The sequence below is a fragment of the Sagittula sp. P11 genome (assembly GCF_002814095.1).
Lineage (GTDB): Bacteria > Pseudomonadota > Alphaproteobacteria > Rhodobacterales > Rhodobacteraceae > Sagittula.
The window spans coordinates 3,009,358-3,027,651 of the sequence record NZ_CP021913.1; the positions used below are offsets into that span (position 1 = coordinate 3,009,358).

The window sequence follows — 18,294 nt, forward strand, 5'->3', positions numbered from 1 at the left end:
CCCTTATCCACACGCGGTGTGTTGAGGCAAGGGAGGCGGGTCGCCTCAGTTTTTCCGCGATGGTATGAACGGACAGGTTCACTCCGCCCGGCGTTTGCGTTTACTTCGTCGCAGAGGCTGACCCGGCAGGCGGTCGGGCCTTTCGGGGCCGGGCACCCGGTTTTGGGACATCGCGGTTTCGCGGAACGGAAGAAAAACGAAAGGCGAATGCAGGTGGTGAAGGTTGCAGAGGCCGGGCAGGGCGCTCAACTCCAGGCGATGAAAGAGGCTTTGCTGGCCGGGGATCGCCGGGCCCTGGCTAAGGCGATCACGATGGCCGAAAGCTCCCGGACGGAGCACCGGGAAACGACATCGCAGCTTTTGGGGGAACTGGCGGGCTGTGAGCGTCAGGCCCTGCGAATCGGATTGTCCGGAACGCCGGGTGTCGGGAAATCGACCTTCATCGAAGCCTTCGGGATGATGCTGATCGAAAAGGGCCTGAAGGTGGCGGTGCTGGCGGTGGACCCGTCTTCGGCGCGCTCGGGCGGTTCGATCCTCGGCGACAAGACCCGGATGGAGCGGCTGTCGCGCGAACGCAACGCCTTCATCCGTCCTTCGCCCGCGCAAAGCCAGCTGGGCGGTGTTGCGCGCCGCACGCGGGAAGCGATTGATCTCTGCGAGGCGGCGGGCTTCGACGTGGTGCTGATCGAGACGGTCGGCGTCGGTCAGTCGGAGACCATGGTGGCCGAGATGTGCGACCTGTTCCTTCTGCTGCTGGCGCCGGCGGGCGGCGACGAATTGCAGGGGGTGAAGCGCGGGATCATGGAGATGGCCGACATCCTGCTGGTCAACAAGGCGGATGGGGAGCTGAAGCGGCAGGCGGTGCGGACCTGCGCCGATTATTCCGGGGCGCTGCGGTTGCTCAGGAAGCGGCCGCAGGACCCTCAGGGCTTCCCGAAGGCGATGACCGTCTCTGCCATCGAGCGGAACGGGCTGGACGCGGCCTGGTCCGAGATGACGGCGCTGGCGGACTGGCGGCGCGAGAACGGGCATTTCGACGCGCGCCGGGCCGAACAGGCGCGTTTCTGGTTCGAGGCGGAGGTGCGCGACGGCCTGTTGGCCCGCCTGCGCGAACCCGGGCCGAAGCAGGCGATGGCGGAGCTTGCGGCAGAGGTCGCGGCGGGGAACCTGTCGCCCGGCCTCGCCGCCCGGCAGATGCTGGAGGAGCACCTCGGCCAATGAAGCCGCATCCGGTGTTCGACGGGACCCGCCTGAAGGCGACGGTCTTTCGGCCCCGGAGGAAGAAGCTGTTCGTCAGTTTCCGCCAACGTGTCGGCGACCCGGGCAGCTTCGACACGCCGCGCCCGGTGATGGGCTTCGTGACCCGCAGCTTCGCGCATGTGCACATCCAGTCCCGCGACAACGACTGGTTCATCAACGACGAGACGGAAGCGCTCGAGGCGGCCCTCGCGCGCTTTGTCGGCCGCTACGACGAGGTGGTGGCGATGGGGTTTTCCATGGGCGGCTACGGTGCCCTCAGGTTTGCCCGCACGTTGAAGGTCGACCGGCTGCTGGCGATCTCTCCGCAGGTGTCGATCGACCCGGATGTGGTGCCCTTCGACCGCCGCTACCGGGCGGAGGCAGAGGGCTGGAACGGGGCGCTCGGTAATCTGGAGGGGCGCACGACGGAGGTGCGCGGCGCGGTGCTGGTCGATCCGTTCAAGAACAGGGACGTCGCACACGGGCGGATGATCTGCGCGCTCTTCCCGCAGCTGACGCTGGTCATGCTGCCCTGTGGCGGACATCCGGCGACCCGGGCGATCCGGCAGGGGGGGCGCTTCGACTGGCTGAAGACCATGCTGGCCGAGGGGCTTGCCGATCCGCGTGAAATCGGCAGGGTGCACCGCATGGTCCGGCGCCGGTCCGAAAGCTACTGGCGCAACCTCGCGCAGGTCGCTCGCTACCGCGGTCGCGAGGGTCTGGCGCAACGGGCAGACGCCGAGGCAGAGGCCCTGACGGAGAGGGCTTGACGACTCCGCTCCATATGCCTAGAAGCCGCAGAACGAGATTCTGGGCGCCTTCCCTCAAACGGGCGGCGCCCTTTGATATTGGCGCGGTATGGGGCTGACAAGGCTCTGGCCGACTGACAATGAGGACGAAACGATGTCGCGTGTTTGCGAACTGACCGGTAAGGGCCCGATGGTTGGCAACAATGTCAGCCATGCCAACAACAAGACCAAGCGGCGCTACCTGCCGAACCTGAACGACGTGACCCTGCAGTCGGAGACTCTGGGCCGCGGCGTCAAGCTGCGCATCTCCGCGCATGCTCTGCGTTCGGTCGACCACCGCGGTGGCCTGGACAAGTTCCTGGCCAAGGCGAAGGACACCGAGCTGTCCGACCGCGCCCTGAAGGTCAAGAAAGAGATCGCGAAGGCACAGGCAACCGCCTGATTCCTTTGCAGGACGATTGCGACGGCCCCGGGTGGAGACATCCGGGGTCGTTTGCTTTTGTCGCATGACGCGCCTGAACCGCCCGGCTATAAGGCGCGCATGACACGGATGATGTCCCTGACCCGCGGGCTTCTGGCCCCCCTGCTGATCGTGGTGCTGGCGATGACCGGCTTCGCGGCCGGTGTGGCGCGTGGTCAGGCGACGCCTGTGGGTCTCGTGGAGATCTGCCGCGGCCTGACCGTGGTCAAGGTCGCCGTGGACGCCGACGGGCACGCGGTGGGGCATGTGCACCTCTGCGACGACGGCATGATGGCGCTGTTCGCCTCGGTCGGTCTCGCCGGGGCGGAGGACGGTGTGTCGTTCGTCTGGCAGGCCGTTGCAGGCGATGTTCGGGACACCGCCCTGACCAGCGCCGACAGGCCGTCCGCAACCGCGCGGGGGCCGCCGCTTTCCCTTTGATTTCAAGTCTGAACATCAAATGGAAAGGTACTGAAAATGATGAAATCCGTTCTGGCAGGCGCGGTTGCGCTGATCCTTGCCACCCCAGTCTTCGCCGATATCGAGGTCGTGGACGCCTATGCCCGCGCCGCGAGCCCCACGGCCAAGGCCGGGGCCGCCTTCATGGTGATCCGCAACACCGGGTCCGAGGGCGACCGCCTGATCGCTGCCGCCTCCGACATCGCGGCGCGGGTCGAGTTGCACACCCACAAGGACATGGGCGAGGGCGTCATGAAGATGATGCACGTCGAAGAGGGCTTTGCCGTGCCCGCCGGTGACATGCACGCGCTGGCCCGCGGGGGCGATCACGTGATGTTCATGGGTCTGACCCGCCCGATGGCGCAGGGCGACACGGTGACCGTCACGCTGACCTTCGAGAAGGCCGGCGAGGTGGTCGTGGACATCCCGGTCGATCTGGAGCGCGAGGACATGGGCGGCCACGGGGCCGGTATGTCCATGGGAAACTGAGAAGGTTCGGCGGCGCTTCGGCGCCGCCCGCCCCGTTCACCTGCCGATAAGCTCTTCGACCCAGGCTGGAATGGTCCGGGTCGCCGGACCGAGACGCCGCTGGTGAAAGACGTTTGACGTGGGTTCGAGGTTCAGCTCGATGCACTCCGCCCCGTATTCCGACGCCAGCTGCGAAAATCCCGCAGCGGGATAGACCTGTCCCGACGTGCCGATGGAGGCGAAGATGTTAGCCGTTTCAAGGTGTTCCGCGATCTCGTCCATGTGGTACGGCATCTCGCCGAACCAGACGACGTCGGGGCGGGCGCTGCGGGCCCCGCAGGCGGGGCAGGCGGTGTCCCGGTCGATCGTGTCGGGGGCGGTCCAGCGGTGATCGCAGCGGTGGCACAGCGCCGAATCGAGCGCGCCGTGCATGTGGATCACCCGGGCGCCCGCCTTCTCGTGCAGGCCGTCGACGTTCTGCGTGACGATGACGACCTCTCCGCCGTAGTCCCGCTGCAACCGCGCCAGCGCGTCGTGGGCAGCGTTGTGGTGGGCGGTGCGGGACTGGGCGCGGCGGGCGTTGTAGAAGGCCTGCACAAGATCCGGGTTGCGGGCGAAGGCCTCGGGGGTGGCGACGTCCTCGATCCGGTGCTGCGACCAGAGGCCGCCTTCGTCACGGAAGGTGGCGAGGCCGCTTTCCGCGGACAGGCCCGCGCCGGTGAGGATCACGATTTTCCCGTTCTGTGTCATGGACTTGTCCGTGGGGATTTCGCGCGGCATAGTCGCCGCATGACCCAGCGTATCCTCTTCGTCTGTCTTGGCAACATCTGCCGGTCCCCCTCTGCCGAGGGGGTGCTGAGGGTTAAGGCCGCCCAGAGGGGCATTAACCTCGATCTCGACAGTGCGGGGACGGGCGACTGGCACGCCGGAGAGCCGCCCTATGGACCGATGCAAAACGCAGCCAAGGCAAGGGGTTACGACCTCTCCGGGTTGCGGGCGCGGGTGGTCCGGGTGGAGGACTTCACCGACTTCGACCTGATCGTCGCCATGGATGCGGACAACATGGCCAATCTGCGGCGGATGCGGCCGGAGGGGGGCGCGGAGGTGAAGCTCTTCACCGACTTCGCGCCCGAAGGCTCCGGCTGGACCGAGGTGCCGGACCCCTATTACACCCGCGACTTCGACGGCGCGCTGGACCTGGTTGAGGCCTGCGCGGACGGCCTTCTGGACGCGCTAAGCCGTTGAGTTACGTGGGCTTTGCCGGGCCGTAGAGCGCCTTGGCCACGAACCACGAGATCGGCAGCGAGACCACGAAACCGATGGCCGCGGCGATGACGATGGGGGTGAGGGTGTCGTAGCCCGCGACGAGGGCCGCGATGATGAGGCTGCCGGCCACCGAGGTGGAGATCAGCGAGTAGAGGATGCTGGCGAGGCGGAACATTCAGACCTCCTGAAATCGGGTTAATCCTACCACATCTCGTATATTCCGGTTTTCTCATCTGTGCGTTGACCTGCGTCAAACCGGGGGCGCCCGGTGGCTTAACCCTTCGCCGTTTACCATTCCTTATGGTGAGTCCCGGCCGGTTCGGGGGGCCTTTCCGGCCGGTTCTTAACCCTTGGCCGAAAACCGGGGCAGGGTGCCCCGGATGTGGCATCGGAGAATCGGAGGGCGCATGCACGTCGAGATCAGGGCAATGAGCATCACGGAGTTCCGCGAGAACGTCGCCGCGCAACTGCGCTACGTCGAACAGACGGGCGGGCAGCTCTGGCTGCAACGCCGCGGCCGCGTCGGTTGCGCCGTGGTTCCGTTCTACCAGGTGAAGGTGCTGGACACGCTGCTGGGCGCCTCGGTGGAGGAGAAGGCGGACGGGTTGAACCGCGAATACGAGGCCCACGCGGCGGCAAAGCGCATACAGGCCGCAGAGGACCGCGCCCGTCTGGAACGCGGCCTTGGCGCCGGCGGCGCGGTGCGCACACGGATGCTGCGGGCGCTGCTGGAGGAGGGGTTCGATCCGTGGGAGAGCGATGGGGTCAGGAGGGGGACTTGGCGGTAGGTGGGGGGGGGGGGGGCGCCCGGGGGGCAGTCCATCCGAAAGACGGGCGAAGCCCCGGGGGAGCATTGGTGCGTGAATCACGCACCCTACGACGTTGACTGATCGTTAACAATGATCGGGGAGGGTGCTGCATGTCCCGATACATTCGACCCAATGTCACAGGCGCGACCGTGTTCTTTACCGTGACGCTGGCAGAGCGCGGAGATGACCTGTTGGTGCGCGAGGTAGATCGGTTGCGAGAGGCGGTGCGGCAAACGAAGCAGGATCATCTTTTTGGGATCGAGGCGTGGGTGATGTTGCCGGACCACATTCATTGCATCTGGCAGTTGCCTGCCGGGGATCGCGATTACGGAATGCGGTGGCGATTGATCAAGGCCCGGTTTTCTCACGGTCTGCCTGAGGGCCAACGGCGCGCCAGCCATGTAGCGCGCGGTGAACGCGGGATTTGGCAAAGACGGTTTTGGGAGCACCACGTTCGCGACGATGCGGAGCTTGCGCGATTGATCCGGTATTGTTGGATCAACCCGGTGAAACACGGCTTGGTGACACGTCCCGAGGATTGGCCGTTCTCGTCGGTGCATCGGGACGCGCGTTTCACGCCGGGCGCGATTGCTATGATGTAGGGTGCGTGATTCACGCACCATTCACCAGCCTATCCGGACAACCCGGTGCGTGAATCACGCACCCTACGGGGGATGGACAGCCTCAGCTGTCCATCTTGAGTGCGGAAATAAACGCTTCCTGCGGGATCTCGACCTTGCCGAACTGGCGCATCTTCTTCTTGCCGGCCTTCTGCTTTTCAAGAAGTTTCTTCTTCCGGGTGGCGTCGCCGCCGTAGCACTTGGCGGTCACGTCCTTGCGGAGGGCAGAGAGAGTCTCGCGCGCGATGACCTTGCCGCCGATGGCCGCCTGGATCGGGATCTTGAACATGTGGCGCGGGATCAGGTCCTTGAGCTTTTCGCACATGGCGCGGCCGCGCATCTCGGCCCGGTCGCGGTGGACCATCATCGACAACGCATCGACCGGCTCGTCGTTGACGAGGATCTGCATCTTGACGAGGTTGTCCTCGCGGTAGCCCACGAGCTGGTAGTCAAAGGAGGCGTAGCCCTTGGTCACCGATTTCAGCCGGTCGTAGAAGTCGAAGACGACCTCGTTCAGGGGCAGGTCGTAGACCACCATGGCGCGCTGCCCGGCGTAGGTCAGGTCGAGCTGGATGCCGCGGCGGTCCTGGCAGAGCTTCAGCACGTCGCCCAGATAGTCGTCGGGCACGAGGATGGTCGCCTTGATGCGCGGCTCCTCGATGTGGTCGACCTTTGTCATGTCGGGCATGTCGGCGGGGTTGTGGAGGTCGACCTTCTCCCCGTCCTTCATGTAGAGGTGGTAGATCACGCTGGGCGCGGTGGTGATCAGGTCGATGTCGTACTCGCGTTCGAGCCGGTCGCGGATCACCTCGAGGTGCAGGAGCCCGAGGAAGCCGCAGCGGAAGCCGAAGCCGAGGGCGGCGGAGGTCTCCATCTCGTAGGTGAAGGAGGCGTCGTTGAGGGCCAGCTTCTCGATCGCGTCGCGCATGTCCTCGAAGTCGTTGGCGTCCACGGGGAAGAGGCCGCAGAAGACCACGGGGATCGACGGCTTGAAGCCGGGCAGCGGGGTCTCCGCGCCCTTCTTCTCGGTGGTGATGGTGTCGCCGACGCGGGTGTCGCGGACCTGCTTGATCGAGCCGGTGAAGAAGCCGATCTCGCCGGGGCCCAGTTCCTTGACGTCCTGCATGGCGGGGCGGAAGACGCCCAGCTTGTCGACGCCGTAGCGGCCGCCGGTCTTCATCATGCGGATGTTGTCGCCCTTGCGGATCGTGCCCTCCATCACGCGGATCAGCACGACGACGCCGAGGTAGGGATCGTACCAGGAGTCGATCAGCATGGCCTTCAGCGGCGCGTCGGGGTCCTTTTCCGGCGGGGCGGGCAGGCGGGTGACGATGGCCTCCAGCACCTCGGGGATGCCGACGCCGGTCTTGGCGGAGATCAGGCAGGCGTTCGAGGCGTCGATGCCGATCACGTCCTCGATCTGCTCGGCCACGCGGGCGGGTTCGGCGGCGGGCAGGTCGACCTTGTTCAGGACCGGGACGATCTCGTGATCCGCCTCGATGGCGGTGTAGACGTTGGCGAGCGTCTGCGCCTCGACCCCCTGGGAGGCGTCGACCACCAGCAGCGAGCCTTCGCAGGCGCGCATCGAACGGCTGACCTCGTAGGCAAAGTCCACGTGTCCGGGCGTGTCGATCAGGTTCAGCACGTAGGTGTTGCCGTCCTTCGCCGGATAGTCGATGCGGACGGTGTTCGCCTTGATGGTGATGCCGCGCTCGCGCTCGATGTCCATCGCGTCGAGCATCTGCTCCTTCATGTCCCGCTCGGCCACGGTGCCGGTAAGCTGGATCAGCCGGTCGGCCAGGGTGGATTTCCCGTGGTCGATATGGGCGACGATGGAGAAGTTGCGGATCAGGTTCTGGGGGGTGCTCATGCGGGCGCTCGAGTCCTTCGGGGAAGGGCTTGGGTTTGATGGGTGCATATGGCTTGGAAAGGGGGGAATGGCAAGGGTTGTGCGCAGGACGGCGTAAGGCAGCCCCGATGGCGTCCTGCCGAGACGTACTGCCGGGAGCGACTGTTGGAGCAGAGCATTCGCAAGAAGTCCGTGCTTGCTGCTTGAATTGGCGCCCACTGGCTTCCAGCCTAGCAACTCGACCCTACGATAACTCCGGAAAAGTTCCCGCGACGCTTGCAAGAGTACCTCGATGACCGCTACAGAGAGTAGTGTACACGCACGCGAGCTACTAGATGCTGAACGATCGTTTGCCACCTTTTGTGAGAGAAAACTACTTCTGTGGGGAGTGGCATCACGCCAGTGCAGTCATGGCAGGAGACCATCCTAACGAGTGGTCTGATTTGATGAATGCACTGAGCATCTTTCGTCTAAAGAAATCATACATCGCGGCAGGAGGAGGGCGGAAGACCAAATTGGCTGACGACTTCGATACGCTCTTCATGTCTAAGGGATGGAAAGAAAAGAAATTTGATACACGCGTTGCGGTTGACGATCAGGAGTACGACACTCCAACCCACAAAATTGACATGTACAAGAACGGTGTGGCCATAGAACTCGAATGGAACAACAAGACCGAGTTCTATGATAGAGACCTCAACAACTTTCGGCTGTTGTATCATCTGAGGACGGTCAATGTCGGCGTTGTCGTGACGAGAGCGGATGAACTACAGGAGATTTTTAACGATCTTGGCAGAGGATCGTCGTATGGGCCGTCAACGACGATTTTATCAAAATTGGTAGCGAAGGTTGAAGGTGGCGGAGCCGGGGGCTGTCCGGTCCTTACCTTCGGCATCCGCAAGAGCCTCTATCGGGAGAACGAATAAAGATGACAGCAGGCGACGATCTCTTGAAAGAATTGGCCGGGCGCAAATTCCAAACCATTCTTGCAGACCCACCGTGGCAGTTTCAAAACCGCACTGGAAAGATGGCCCCAGAGCACAAACGGCTAGCACGTTATCCCACCATGACGCTTGACGATATTTGCGACTTGCCAGTTGAAGCGGTGGCAGGTGATCCAGCGCATTTGTATTTGTGGGTTCCAAATGCGCTTCTGCCTGAAGGTTTGAAGGTCATGGAGCACTGGGGCTTCAAATATAAGTCTAACCTTATCTGGTACAAAATCCGAAAGGATGGTGGTCCAGACCGGCGAGGGGTTGGCTTCTATTTCAGGAATGTAACTGAAGTTCTGCTGTTCGGTACGCGCGGAAAAAACGCGCGTACGTTGCAACCGGGGAGATCACAAGAGAACATCATTTCGGCTCAAAAACGGGAGCACAGCCGAAAGCCGGATGAACAATATGATTTGATCGAGCGGTGCAGTTTTGGCGAGCGGCTGGAGTTGTTCGCGCGCGGTCCTCGTGCCGGCTGGACTGTTTGGGGCAATCAATCTGACGAGTACGCTCCGACATGGGCTACATACGCCAACCACTCACAGTCCAAGGTTATTCCCCTTTCGAAGCGGGCAAATAAGGCCTCCTGAAAGAGGTTGCAAAGTCGCCGTCCCATTCCCCGGTAAGCCCGTCTTTACCCATCTGCCTTAGGCAGGGGGAAAGGAGGCGTCATGCAGCAGTCTTTTCCCATCGCCGGCGATCCGCCGCAGGAGATACTCGACCAGCTTGTCGCCCTGCATGGCGCTGGGCAAAGCCTTGTGGTCGCGGAGGAGACGGGCAAGCTGTTGCAGGCCTTCCCGGCGTCTTACGTGCTCTGGCAGATCTATGGCGGCGTTCTGCTGGCGCTGGGCCTGTTCGCGGAGGCGGAGAAGGCGCTGGGGCAGGCGGCGGCGCTCAGGCCCGACCTGTCGGAGGCGCTGTCCAACCACTCTGTCGCGCTGCGCGCGGTCGAGCGGATCGACGAGGCGGAGGTGCGGGCGCGGGGCGCGCTGGCGCTTGCGCCCGAGGCGACGCGGGCCATGGTGGAACTGGCGGCGGTGCTGCTCTACCGCGGCGAGATGGCGGAGGTGCAGGCGCTCTGCGAGCAGGTGCTGCGGCAGGAACCGGACAACGCCGCGGCGATGAACAACCTCGGGGTGGCGTTGCAGGCGCAGGGGCAGGCGAAGGCGGCGCGCACCGCCTTCCGCAAGGCGGTCCGGGCGGCGCCGCGGTTCGCGGAGGCGCACAGGAACCTCGCGGCGGCCAAGACCTGGACGGCGGAGGATGCGCAGCTCAGGCAGATGCGGGCGATTGCCGACGACCCGCTGACCCCGCCGCCCGAACGGATGCGGATCTGCGCGGCGCTTTTCACCGCCTATGACCGGCTGGGCAAGGAGGCGCAGGCCTGGCGCTGCCTGTCGGAGGCCAACGCCCTGCGCAAGGCCCGGCAGGGTTACGGGATCGCGCAGGACCGGGCGCTGTTCGCGCGGCTGCGCGAGGTCTTCGGCGGCCTCGACCCGCTGGAGGCGGAGGCGGGCGCGGTGGTGCCGGTCTTCATCCTCGGGATGCCCCGGTCGGGGACGACGCTTGCGGAACAGATCGTCTCTGCCCATCCGGAGGTGACGGGCGCGGGCGAGCTGGGCGTGGTGAACGCGCTGGCGCAGCCCTTCCTGTCGGGCGCGGCGGCGCCGGACGCGGCGGCGCTGGCGGCCTTCCGCGAGAGTTACCTGCAGAGCGTTGGGCTGCGGGCGGAGGGGCGGCGCTTCGTCACCGACAAGATGCCCCACAACTTCCGCTACATCGGCCTGATCGCCGCCGCCCTGCCGGAGGCGCGGATCGTCCATGTCACCCGCCGGCCGGAGGCCGTGTGCTGGTCCAACCTCGCGCATTACTTCGTGTCGGAGGGGCTGGGCTATGCCAACGATCCGGACGACGTGGCGGCCTACCACGGGCTTTACCGCGAGTTGATGGCCTTCTGGGGGGCGCGCTGGCCGGGACGCATCCGGCGGCTGGACTACGAGGCGCTGGTCAAAGCGCCGGAGGCGGAGACGCGCGCGCTGATCGCGGACCTCGGGCTGGCGTGGGACGCCGCCTGCCTGCGCCCCGACCTGAACCGGCGGGCGGTGCAGACCGCCTCCACCGCGCAGGTGCGACGGCGGGTCTATACCGGCAGTTCCCGGTCGTGGCGGCGCTACGAACCGTACCTCGACGGTGCATTTCACCACCTGCAGGAGATCGCGGATTCTTGAAACCGCGGCGCATCTGACGCATGATAGGCGTCAGAGCAGTCCCGGGAGAGATGGCACAGCCACACCCGGCCGTTAGGACAGGTGGAATGACAAGGATCTTGCTGGGCACGATGCTGTGCCTGACGCTGGCCGCATGTGGCGGTGGCCGGAGCGACAACCGGAACAAGGGCTACAACACGACGGTGGCCCCGGCCTTCGCCGCGGGGCAGGTGGCACGGGCGTGCATGTCCTCTGGACGCAAGGCCGCCAACGTGCAGCTGTGCGGCTGCGTGCAGGCGGTGGCCGACCGCGATCTCAGGGGCGGCGACCAGAGCATGGCCGCCAGCTTCTTTTCCGACCCGCACCGCGCGCAGGAAATACGCCAGTCGGACAACCCGCATCACGAAGAATTCTGGAAGCGCTACAAGGTCTTCGCGGAACGGGCAGAGCAGACCTGCACCGGCCTCTGAAGCTGGGCGCGGCCTGGCTTTCGGCCGGGCGGTGGGGATTGTTGGGGCCTGTGCGCGCGGGCCTTCACCTTGGAGGCTGGCCGCGCTTCGCCTCGGCGCGATGGCCGGGGTGCGGTGGCGAGATCGGGCATGCGAGCACGCGGCGTGATAGCCCGCGCCGCGACACAGGTGGACCGAAACCCCGATATATCCGGACATTTGACACCTTACGCGCGCGCCGCAGGCGCGCGCGGGTCGTCGCGCGTCAGCGCGGCGAAACCTGCTCGGGGCGGGGACGGGCGACCTCCACGATCCGCGTCACGAGGCAGTCGAGGCTGTCCGTCCAGGCCACGTCGTCCGGCAGCAGCGGTGCCGCCAGGGAGAGTTCCGTGCAGGCGATCAGGATGTGGTCGGCGCGCGGCAGAAGCTGCTCTGCAGCCCTTGTCAGCGCCGGGGCGATGTCCGTGGCCGAGGCGCCGCCCTTGACCGCGCGGATCATCTCCAGCACCGGGCCGTCGTCCTCGGGCGCCACGTAGGGCTGGCGGAGGTAGCTGTCGAAGATCCCGGTCAGCCGGGTCGCGGGGGAGGCGAGGATGCCGATCCGGCCCTTGCCCTCCAGCGCCTTCGCGGTCTCCGAGAGCATGTCGAGGAAGGGCAGGGTGCAGGCGGCGCGGATGCCGTCGGCATAGGCATGGGCGGTGTTGCAGGGCATGGCCAGGGCGTCCGCCCCGGCGGCCTGCAGGTCGCGCGCCATGGCCTGCAGTGCGGGCAGGGGCGAGGGGCCGGTGCCTTCGATCAGCGCGGCGATGCGCGAGGGCACGGCGGGGTTCTGGTGGACGATCAGAGGTACATGATCGGCGTCGTCACGGGCCGGAACCGCGTCGAGCACCTTCTGCATCAGAAGGATCGTCGCCTGCGGCCCCATGCCGCCGAGGATGCCGACCGTCGTCATGCCGGGCGGCGGAAGACTTTTCGACGAAAAGTCTTGGTGCTGGATGATTTTTCGAGAAAAATCATCGGGGCCGCCGGGTGGGTCATGCGCGCGCTGCCTTCTCGAAGCAATGGGTGTAGCCGGTCAGGCCGATGGCGCCGCCGGTGTGCAGGAAGACCACGCGTTCGCCTGCCTTGAAGTGGCCCTTGCGGATCAGGTCGATCAGGCCCGCCGCGCCCTTGGCGGAATAGACCGGATCGAGCAGGATGCCCTCGGTCTTCGCGAAGATGTCGATGGCCTCGAGCGTGCTTTCGGCGGGCAGGCCGTAGCCGTCGCCGATGTAGTCGCAGTTCGCCACCACGTCCTCGCGGCCGACCACGCCTGCGCAGCCCAGCTTCTCGGCGGTGGCGCAGGCGAGCTTGTAGACGTTGCTTTCCTGCGTGTCCTGCGGGGCGCGCACGCCGATGCCCAGCACCGGGATGCCCGCGTTCAGCGCCTTCAGCCCGGTGACCAGCCCGGCCTGCGTCCCGGCAGAGCCCGTGGCGTGCACGATGTGGTCGACGGCAAGGTGCGCCTCCGTCACCTGCGCGAGGAGTTCGAGCGCGCAGTTCACGTAGCCCAGCGCGCCGGTGGGGTTCGAGCCACCGCCGGGGATGGTGTAGACCTTTGCGCCGCCGGCGCGGCGGTTTTCGGCCACCTTCTCCATCTCGGCGTTCATGTCGCCGCCCGCCGGGCGGTGTTCGATGCTGGCGCCGTGCAGCACGTCGAGGAGGACGTTGCCGTTGTGGCGGTAGTTCTCGTGGGTGTAGCCGGTGCGGTCCTCCAGCAGGAGGTGGCAGCCGAGGCCCAGCCGGGCCGCAGCAGCCGCCGTCTGGCGGGCGTGGTTCGACTGCGTCGCGCCCTGGGTCATCACCATCTCGGCGCCTTCCTGCACCGCCTCCGCCATCAGGAATTCCAGCTTGCGGGTCTTGTTGCCGCCGGTCGAGAGGCCGGTGCAGTCGTCACGCTTGATCCAGAGTTCCGGCCCGCCCAGCAGTGCCGAGAGTCTTGGCATGGGTTCCAGCGGCGTGGGCAGGTGGGCGAGGCGGAGGCGCGGGAAACGGGTGAGGTTCATGGTGCGGTCTTTCGTCAGGCCCGGAGGGCGGTGGTCGGGGGAACGGCGGTCAGGCGCGCCTCGGCCGAGAGCGCGTGTCCGGTCATGCCTTCGGCGCGGGAGATCACGCTGGTGGCACGGGCGAGGGCGGGCAGCGCCGCGTCGGTGGCGCGCTGCCATGTCACCGTCTTGAGGAACTTGTGGACAGAGAGCCCGCCGGTGTAGCGCGCCGCGCCGGAGGTGGGCAGCACGTGGTTCGGGCCGGAGGCCTTGTCGCCGAAGGCCACCGTCGTTTCGGCCCCGAGGAAGAGCGAGCCGTAGGCGGTAAGCCGCCCCTGCCACCAGTCGAGCGCGGTGGTGTGCAGGTGCAGGTGTTCGGGGGCTGTGCGGTCGGCTTCCTCGGCCATCTCCTCGCGGCTGTCGCAGAGGATGATTTCGCCCATGGCGTCCCAGGCGGCGCGGGCCGTGTCGGCGTTGGTGCCGCCGAGGCGGGCGCAAGTGTCCGGCATCAGGTCGCGCACGCGGCGGGCCAGCGGTTCGTGATCGGTGATCAGCCAGCAGGGCGAGGTCGGCCCGTGTTCCGCCTGACCGGCGAGGTCCAGCGCCACGAGGCCCGCGTCGGCGGTGGCGTCGGCGAGGATCATCAGGTCGGTGGGGCCGGCGAGGGTGTCGATGCCGGTCGGACCGAAGAGTTGGCGCTTGGCCTCCGCCACGTAGGCGTTGCCCGGCCCGGCGAGGATCGCGGCGGCGGGCGTGCCGAAGAGGCCGAAGGCCATGGCGGCGATGCCCTGCACCCCGCCCAGCGTCAGGATCGTGTCGGCCCCGGCGAGGTCCATGGCGTAGAGCGTGGCGGCGTCGATGCCGTGGGCGTCGCGCGGCGGGGCCACGGCGGTCACATGCGGCACGCCCGCGGCCTTCGCGGTGGCGATGGTCATCAGGGCGGAGGCGATATGCGCATACCGCCCGCCCGGCACGTAGCAGCCCGCCGCCGAGACGGGGATCGAGCGTTGCCCGGCGATCAGGCCGGGGCGCAGCTCGGTCTCGAAGTCGTGGAGCGATGCGCGCTGCGCCTGTGCGAAGGCGGCGATGTTGGCATGGGCGTAGGCCAGCGCCTCCTTCAGCTCGGACGGAACGCGCGCGGCGGCGGCCTCGATGGCGGCTCGCGGGGTGACGATCGGGCCGGTCCAGCCGTCGAGGCGCCGGGCATAGTCGCGGGCGGCGTCGTCGCCGCCGGTGCGCAGCCGGGCGAGCATGATCCCGACGGTGTCGCGGGTGTCGCCCGTTGCGGCAGGGGGCAGGCCGGGGGCGGATTTGATCATTCGGGGCATCGAAGGGTCCTTGACGGGCGGGATGACAGAATTGTTGATGAAGGTGCATATTCGTGTTTTTCGAATATGCGGATGTTCAGGAGGCGCCGATGCTGACCAAGGGTGTGACCCTGCGCGGGCTCGAGGTGTTCGAGGCGCTGGCCGAGAGCGGATCGGTCGCGCGCACCGCGGAACTGACCGGGCTGAGCCAGCCCGCGGTCAGCCAGCAGATGCGCAACCTCGAGACGGCGCTGGGCGTGGAGCTTGTCGACCATGGCCGCCGGCCGATGATGCTGACGCCCGCGGGCCGCGCCTTCCTCAGCCGGGCGAAGGCGGTCCTGCGCGAGTTGCGGCTGGCGCAGAGCGAGCTGACGGTGATGGATCTCGCGCATCTGGCGGTGCTGAACCTCGGGGTGATCGACGATTTCGACAACGACCTGACGCCGCGGCTGGTGACGATGCTGGCGGAGAGCATGACGCGCTGCCGGTTCAAGCTGATCACCGCGCCGAGCCACGAGATCTCGGAGGAGATCCGCGCCCGCCGCCTGCACCTTGCCATCGCCGCGTCTAGCGGGGAGGTCATGCCCGGCGTGGTCGAATACCCGCTGGTGCGCGATCCCTATATCTTTGTCTGCGCGCGCGGGGCCGTGCAGGCGGCTGGCAGCATCGAGGCGCTGATGCACGGCGCGCCGCTTCTGCGCTACGACCGGGCGCAGGTGGTCGGACGGCAGATCGAGGCGCATCTGGCCCGGCAGAAGCTGACCTTTCCCGAACGCTTCGAGATCGGCGCCCACCTGTCGCTGATGACGCTGGTGGCGCGCGGCGTGGGCTGGGCCCTGACGACCTCGCTCCAGTACATGCGGGCGGGGCGGATGCACGACCGGATGGAGGTGCATCCGTTGCCGTTCAGCCCCTTTGCGCGGACGATCTCGCTTTATGCCGGGTCGGACTGGACCGACGAGGTGCCGCGCGACGTGGCGCGCACGATGCGGATGCTGGTCAGCGACATGGTCATCGGTCCGGCCTGGGCAAAGCTGCCCTGGCTCGAAGGCGATCTGAAGATACTGGACGGCTAGGGACCTGCGCATGGTGTACAGGTTGTCGCACCTGTGCGCGCTGTCCAGAGGGCCGCGCGCTCATTTGCGAACGTCATCCCGCATATTCGGATTTCCCGAATATAGCGTTCTGCGGACCGGGGCCCGGGGGCGTCGCCGATGCTTCGGTGGGCCGCCGGGAAACCGTGCCGCCGCCGGAACGGGGGGACGATGCCTGCCGGTGCCGCCGGAGAGTCGGTCCCGTGGCGCGGAGATTCTCCGCGCCCGCTTCAGGACACGGCGGAGAGGAACGCCCGGACGGAGGCCTCGAACCCGCGCGGGTCGTCGGCGTGCAGCCAGTGGCCCGCTTGCGGCATCTTGGCAAAGCGCGCCTTTGGGAACAGGCGGCGGATGGTGTCGCGGTGTTCGGGCAGCACGTAATCCGACTGTCCGCCGGACAGGAACAGCGTCGGGCCGGTGTATTCCCCGTCGATCTCCGGGAAGCCGAGGATCTTCGCCATCTCCGCCTCGAGCGCGTCGAGGTTGTACTTCCATTTCTTCGCCTTCACGTCGAGCGACTGGGTGAAGAAGCTTTGCAGCGCCTTGTCCTCGACGTGTTCCGCCAGTTGCGCCACGGCGTCCGAGCGGCGCTCCACCTGTGCGAGGTCGACCTCGCGCATGGCGTCGATGAATTGCTGCTGGCTGTGGCCGTAGGCGACCGGCGCGATGTCGGCCACGAGGAGCGAGGCGACCTTATCCGGGTGCATCAGCGCCAGCGTCATCGCCGCCTTGCCGCCCATGGAGTGGCCCACCACATGCGCGCGGCCGCCGTGGGCGTCGATCAGTTCGGCCAGATCGGCGGCTAGGTCGGGGTAGCCGTGGCTGTCCGATTGCGGGCTGTCGCCGTGGTTGCGCATGTCGGGGGTGAGGACGAAGTGTTCCTCGGCCAGCCGCCGGGCGATCACGCCCCAGTTGCGGCCCGATCCGAACAGCCCGTGCACGATCACCAGCGGCGTGCCCTGCGGCGTCCCGTATGTCAGCGTGTTCAACATGCCGCCTAGATAGGACGCGGCCGGGACGAGGGCCAGAGCAATTGTCGACGGACCGGGAACGCTGTGGTCACGGGTCTGCAATTGAGGCGGAAATGCGGCGGCGGGTAGTGTCCGTGCATGCAGGTGGAACGGGACATGGCGCGCCGCGTGGCGCGGGTCGAGCGGCTTCTGGCGCGCAGGATGGGGCTCAAGCGCGGTTCCCTTGCGTTGCGGGTGAAGCGTGCCCGGGGTGCCCTGCCTGACGACGTGCGCCGCGATCTCATGGCTTTGGTGGCGGCACGGAAGGGCGCGGGACATCCGAAGATCGCCCGCCAGATCGACGCGCGCGCCATGGCCGAGGCCGAGCGGCGTGTCACGCGGTTCCTGAACGGCCCGGTGCTGCGGGACCGCCGGATGAGGCGGCGGGTGCGCTGGACGGCGGCGATGGTGCTGAACCTTGCGCTGGTCGCGCTGGGCGCGGCGTGGTTCGCCGTGTGGATGGGGCTGGTCTGAGGCGGGGGCAGCAGGCGCCCCGCGCCGTCCGGATCAGCCGCGCATGGGCGCTCCGCTTCCATAAGTCGCGCATGGGCGCTCCGCTTCCATCAGTCGCGCATGGGCGCTCCGCGCAGCCGGAGGAACAGGCTTTCCTCGTCGTCGTTGCGGAAGAAGGGCACGGAATCCGGCGGGGTGTCGTCGGTGGCGCGCGCCGCGATCTCGGCCAGCACCACCTCGGTGATGAAGGGCATGTCGTAATCGCGGATCTCGTCCACGGCGATCCACTGCAGGTGCGACAGCTCGTCCGTGGCGTTGGAAAAGTCGTCGGGGTCGGACATCAGCGCCTCTGCGTCCAGCAGGAAGAAGCGCGCGTCGAAGCGGCGCGGGCGGCCCGGCGGGGTGATCGCGCGAAACACGAACTGCAGCCCCTCGGCAGAGGGCCGGTGCCCGGTGCCCGCGAAGCTGAGCCAGTCCGGGGGCACGGCGCCGGGCCAGGGCGCGGGGGTGCCGAGGATCTGGCCGGTTTCCTCCCAGAGCTCGCGCACCGCGGCGGCGGCCAGCGCGCGGGACATGCCGGGGGCGGAGTCCTCTTCCAGCCGCGCGGCGCAGAGCGACGAGAGCGGCCGGGCGAGGTTGATCATCGCGTCGCCCCTGTCCACGGCCCCGCCGGGGAAGACGAACTTGTTGGGCATGAAGGCGGCCTTCGCGCCGCGCTGGCCCATCAGCACCCGGGGCCGGGTCCGGCGGTCGCGCAGCACGATCACGGTGGCCGCGTCGCGCAGGGCGGTCTTGTCGGGGATCTGGTCGGCGGGCGGGGCGGTTGTCGTCATGGCGTC

The 18,294-nt window shown here is 67.0% G+C and carries 22 protein-coding genes; 14 read left to right on the forward strand and 8 right to left on the reverse strand.

Annotation, left to right across the window (positions count from 1 at the left end; all coding sequences use genetic code 11):
- Nucleotides 1-258: 258 nt before the first annotated feature.
- From meaB to CDO87_RS14560, 5 genes are all read left to right on the forward strand, one after another.
- The gene (gene meaB / locus CDO87_RS14540; protein WP_404944752.1) at nucleotides 259-1,221 is read left to right on the forward strand and encodes a methylmalonyl Co-A mutase-associated GTPase MeaB; all 963 of its coding nucleotides are present in this window, start codon (nucleotides 259-261) and stop codon (nucleotides 1,219-1,221) included.
- A complete protein-coding gene (locus CDO87_RS14545) occupies nucleotides 1,218-2,009 on the forward strand; it encodes an alpha/beta hydrolase (RefSeq protein WP_100929441.1) in 792 nt (263 codons plus the stop codon). The genes meaB and CDO87_RS14545 overlap by 4 nt, the downstream gene beginning before the upstream one ends.
- Before the next feature lie 133 nt (nucleotides 2,010-2,142).
- Nucleotides 2,143-2,430: a 50S ribosomal protein L28 gene (gene rpmB / locus CDO87_RS14550; RefSeq protein WP_100929442.1), complete on the forward strand. Its 288-nt coding sequence runs from the start codon at nucleotides 2,143-2,145 to the stop codon at nucleotides 2,428-2,430.
- 99 nt (nucleotides 2,431-2,529) lie between these two features.
- Nucleotides 2,530-2,889, forward strand: coding sequence for a hypothetical protein (locus tag CDO87_RS14555; RefSeq protein ID WP_157815004.1), 360 nt, complete (start codon nucleotides 2,530-2,532; stop codon nucleotides 2,887-2,889).
- Nucleotides 2,890-2,925: 36 nt separating this feature from the next.
- Entirely contained in the window at nucleotides 2,926-3,396 is a 471-nt protein-coding gene (locus CDO87_RS14560; protein ID WP_100929444.1) for a copper chaperone PCu(A)C, read from the forward strand.
- A gap of 36 nt (nucleotides 3,397-3,432) precedes the next feature.
- Here CDO87_RS14560 and CDO87_RS14565 read toward each other — a convergent pair whose 3' ends face one another.
- Complete coding sequence (locus tag CDO87_RS14565; RefSeq protein WP_254698133.1) at nucleotides 3,433-4,125, reverse strand: NAD-dependent deacylase; 693 nt, start codon at nucleotides 4,123-4,125, stop codon at nucleotides 3,433-3,435.
- Between the two features lie 39 nt (nucleotides 4,126-4,164).
- Between CDO87_RS14565 and CDO87_RS14570 the strand changes: the two genes are divergently transcribed.
- Entirely contained in the window at nucleotides 4,165-4,620 is a 456-nt protein-coding gene (locus tag CDO87_RS14570; RefSeq protein ID WP_100929446.1) for a low molecular weight protein-tyrosine-phosphatase, read from the forward strand.
- Nucleotide 4,621: 1 nt separating this feature from the next.
- On the opposite strand, the gene CDO87_RS14575 is transcribed toward CDO87_RS14570, so the two are convergent.
- Complete coding sequence (locus CDO87_RS14575; protein ID WP_100929447.1) at nucleotides 4,622-4,816, reverse strand: CTP synthetase; 195 nt, start codon at nucleotides 4,814-4,816, stop codon at nucleotides 4,622-4,624.
- Between the two features lie 232 nt (nucleotides 4,817-5,048).
- Between CDO87_RS14575 and CDO87_RS14580 the strand changes: the two genes are divergently transcribed.
- Together CDO87_RS14580 and CDO87_RS14585 are read left to right on the forward strand one after the other, a co-directional pair.
- Nucleotides 5,049-5,429 carry a hypothetical protein gene (locus tag CDO87_RS14580; protein WP_100929448.1) on the forward strand — a complete coding sequence of 127 codons (381 nt, stop codon included), beginning with the start codon at nucleotides 5,049-5,051 and terminating at the stop codon, nucleotides 5,427-5,429.
- A gap of 131 nt (nucleotides 5,430-5,560) precedes the next feature.
- Entirely contained in the window at nucleotides 5,561-6,052 is a 492-nt protein-coding gene (locus CDO87_RS14585; RefSeq protein WP_100929449.1) for an REP-associated tyrosine transposase, read from the forward strand.
- A gap of 82 nt (nucleotides 6,053-6,134) precedes the next feature.
- Here CDO87_RS14585 and lepA read toward each other — a convergent pair whose 3' ends face one another.
- Entirely contained in the window at nucleotides 6,135-7,940 is a 1,806-nt protein-coding gene (lepA, locus tag CDO87_RS14590; RefSeq protein ID WP_100929450.1) for a translation elongation factor 4, read from the reverse strand.
- Between the two features lie 314 nt (nucleotides 7,941-8,254).
- Here lepA and CDO87_RS14595 point away from each other — a divergent pair, with 314 nt between their 5' ends.
- From CDO87_RS14595 to CDO87_RS14610, 4 genes are all read left to right on the forward strand, one after another.
- Complete coding sequence (locus tag CDO87_RS14595; RefSeq protein WP_100929451.1) at nucleotides 8,255-8,845, forward strand: BglII/BstYI family type II restriction endonuclease; 591 nt, start codon at nucleotides 8,255-8,257, stop codon at nucleotides 8,843-8,845.
- 2 nt (nucleotides 8,846-8,847) lie between these two features.
- Nucleotides 8,848-9,501 (forward strand): MT-A70 family methyltransferase, encoded by a 654-nt coding sequence (locus tag CDO87_RS14600; RefSeq protein WP_100929452.1) that lies wholly within the window; start codon nucleotides 8,848-8,850, stop codon nucleotides 9,499-9,501.
- An 81-nt stretch (nucleotides 9,502-9,582) separates the two neighbouring features.
- On the forward strand, nucleotides 9,583-11,139 hold the full coding sequence (locus CDO87_RS14605) for a sulfotransferase (RefSeq protein ID WP_100929453.1): 1,557 nt from the start codon (nucleotides 9,583-9,585) through the stop codon (nucleotides 11,137-11,139).
- Between the two features lie 86 nt (nucleotides 11,140-11,225).
- Nucleotides 11,226-11,588, forward strand: coding sequence for an arginine transporter (locus tag CDO87_RS14610; protein WP_100929454.1), 363 nt, complete (start codon nucleotides 11,226-11,228; stop codon nucleotides 11,586-11,588).
- A 244-nt stretch (nucleotides 11,589-11,832) separates the two neighbouring features.
- Here CDO87_RS14610 and CDO87_RS14615 read toward each other — a convergent pair whose 3' ends face one another.
- The 3 genes from CDO87_RS14615 to hisD all read right to left on the reverse strand — a co-directional run bounded on the left by CDO87_RS14615 (nucleotide 11,833) and on the right by hisD (nucleotide 14,910).
- Nucleotides 11,833-12,519 carry an aspartate/glutamate racemase family protein gene (locus tag CDO87_RS14615; RefSeq protein ID WP_100929455.1) on the reverse strand — a complete coding sequence of 229 codons (687 nt, stop codon included), beginning with the start codon at nucleotides 12,517-12,519 and terminating at the stop codon, nucleotides 11,833-11,835.
- Between the two features lie 82 nt (nucleotides 12,520-12,601).
- Nucleotides 12,602-13,612: a D-cysteine desulfhydrase gene (locus CDO87_RS14620; protein WP_100929456.1), complete on the reverse strand. Its 1,011-nt coding sequence runs from the start codon at nucleotides 13,610-13,612 to the stop codon at nucleotides 12,602-12,604.
- Between the two features lie 14 nt (nucleotides 13,613-13,626).
- A complete protein-coding gene (hisD, locus tag CDO87_RS14625) occupies nucleotides 13,627-14,910 on the reverse strand; it encodes a histidinol dehydrogenase (RefSeq protein WP_100929457.1) in 1,284 nt (427 codons plus the stop codon).
- A gap of 98 nt (nucleotides 14,911-15,008) precedes the next feature.
- On the opposite strand from hisD, the gene CDO87_RS14630 reads away from it, so the two are divergent.
- Nucleotides 15,009-15,974 (forward strand): LysR family transcriptional regulator, encoded by a 966-nt coding sequence (locus tag CDO87_RS14630; protein ID WP_100930979.1) that lies wholly within the window; start codon nucleotides 15,009-15,011, stop codon nucleotides 15,972-15,974.
- Between the two features lie 248 nt (nucleotides 15,975-16,222).
- Here CDO87_RS14630 and CDO87_RS14635 read toward each other — a convergent pair whose 3' ends face one another.
- Nucleotides 16,223-16,984: an alpha/beta fold hydrolase gene (locus CDO87_RS14635; RefSeq protein WP_100929458.1), complete on the reverse strand. Its 762-nt coding sequence runs from the start codon at nucleotides 16,982-16,984 to the stop codon at nucleotides 16,223-16,225.
- Nucleotides 16,985-17,101: 117 nt separating this feature from the next.
- On the opposite strand from CDO87_RS14635, the gene CDO87_RS14640 reads away from it, so the two are divergent.
- The gene (locus tag CDO87_RS14640) at nucleotides 17,102-17,476 is read left to right on the forward strand and encodes a hypothetical protein (RefSeq protein ID WP_100929459.1); all 375 of its coding nucleotides are present in this window, start codon (nucleotides 17,102-17,104) and stop codon (nucleotides 17,474-17,476) included.
- 89 nt (nucleotides 17,477-17,565) lie between these two features.
- Here the strand turns inward: CDO87_RS14640 and CDO87_RS14645 are convergent, their stop codons facing one another.
- Nucleotides 17,566-18,288, reverse strand: a complete 723-nt coding sequence (locus CDO87_RS14645; RefSeq protein ID WP_100929460.1) for an NUDIX hydrolase — start codon at nucleotides 18,286-18,288, stop codon at nucleotides 17,566-17,568.
- Between the last annotated feature and the right edge of the window lie 6 nt (nucleotides 18,289-18,294).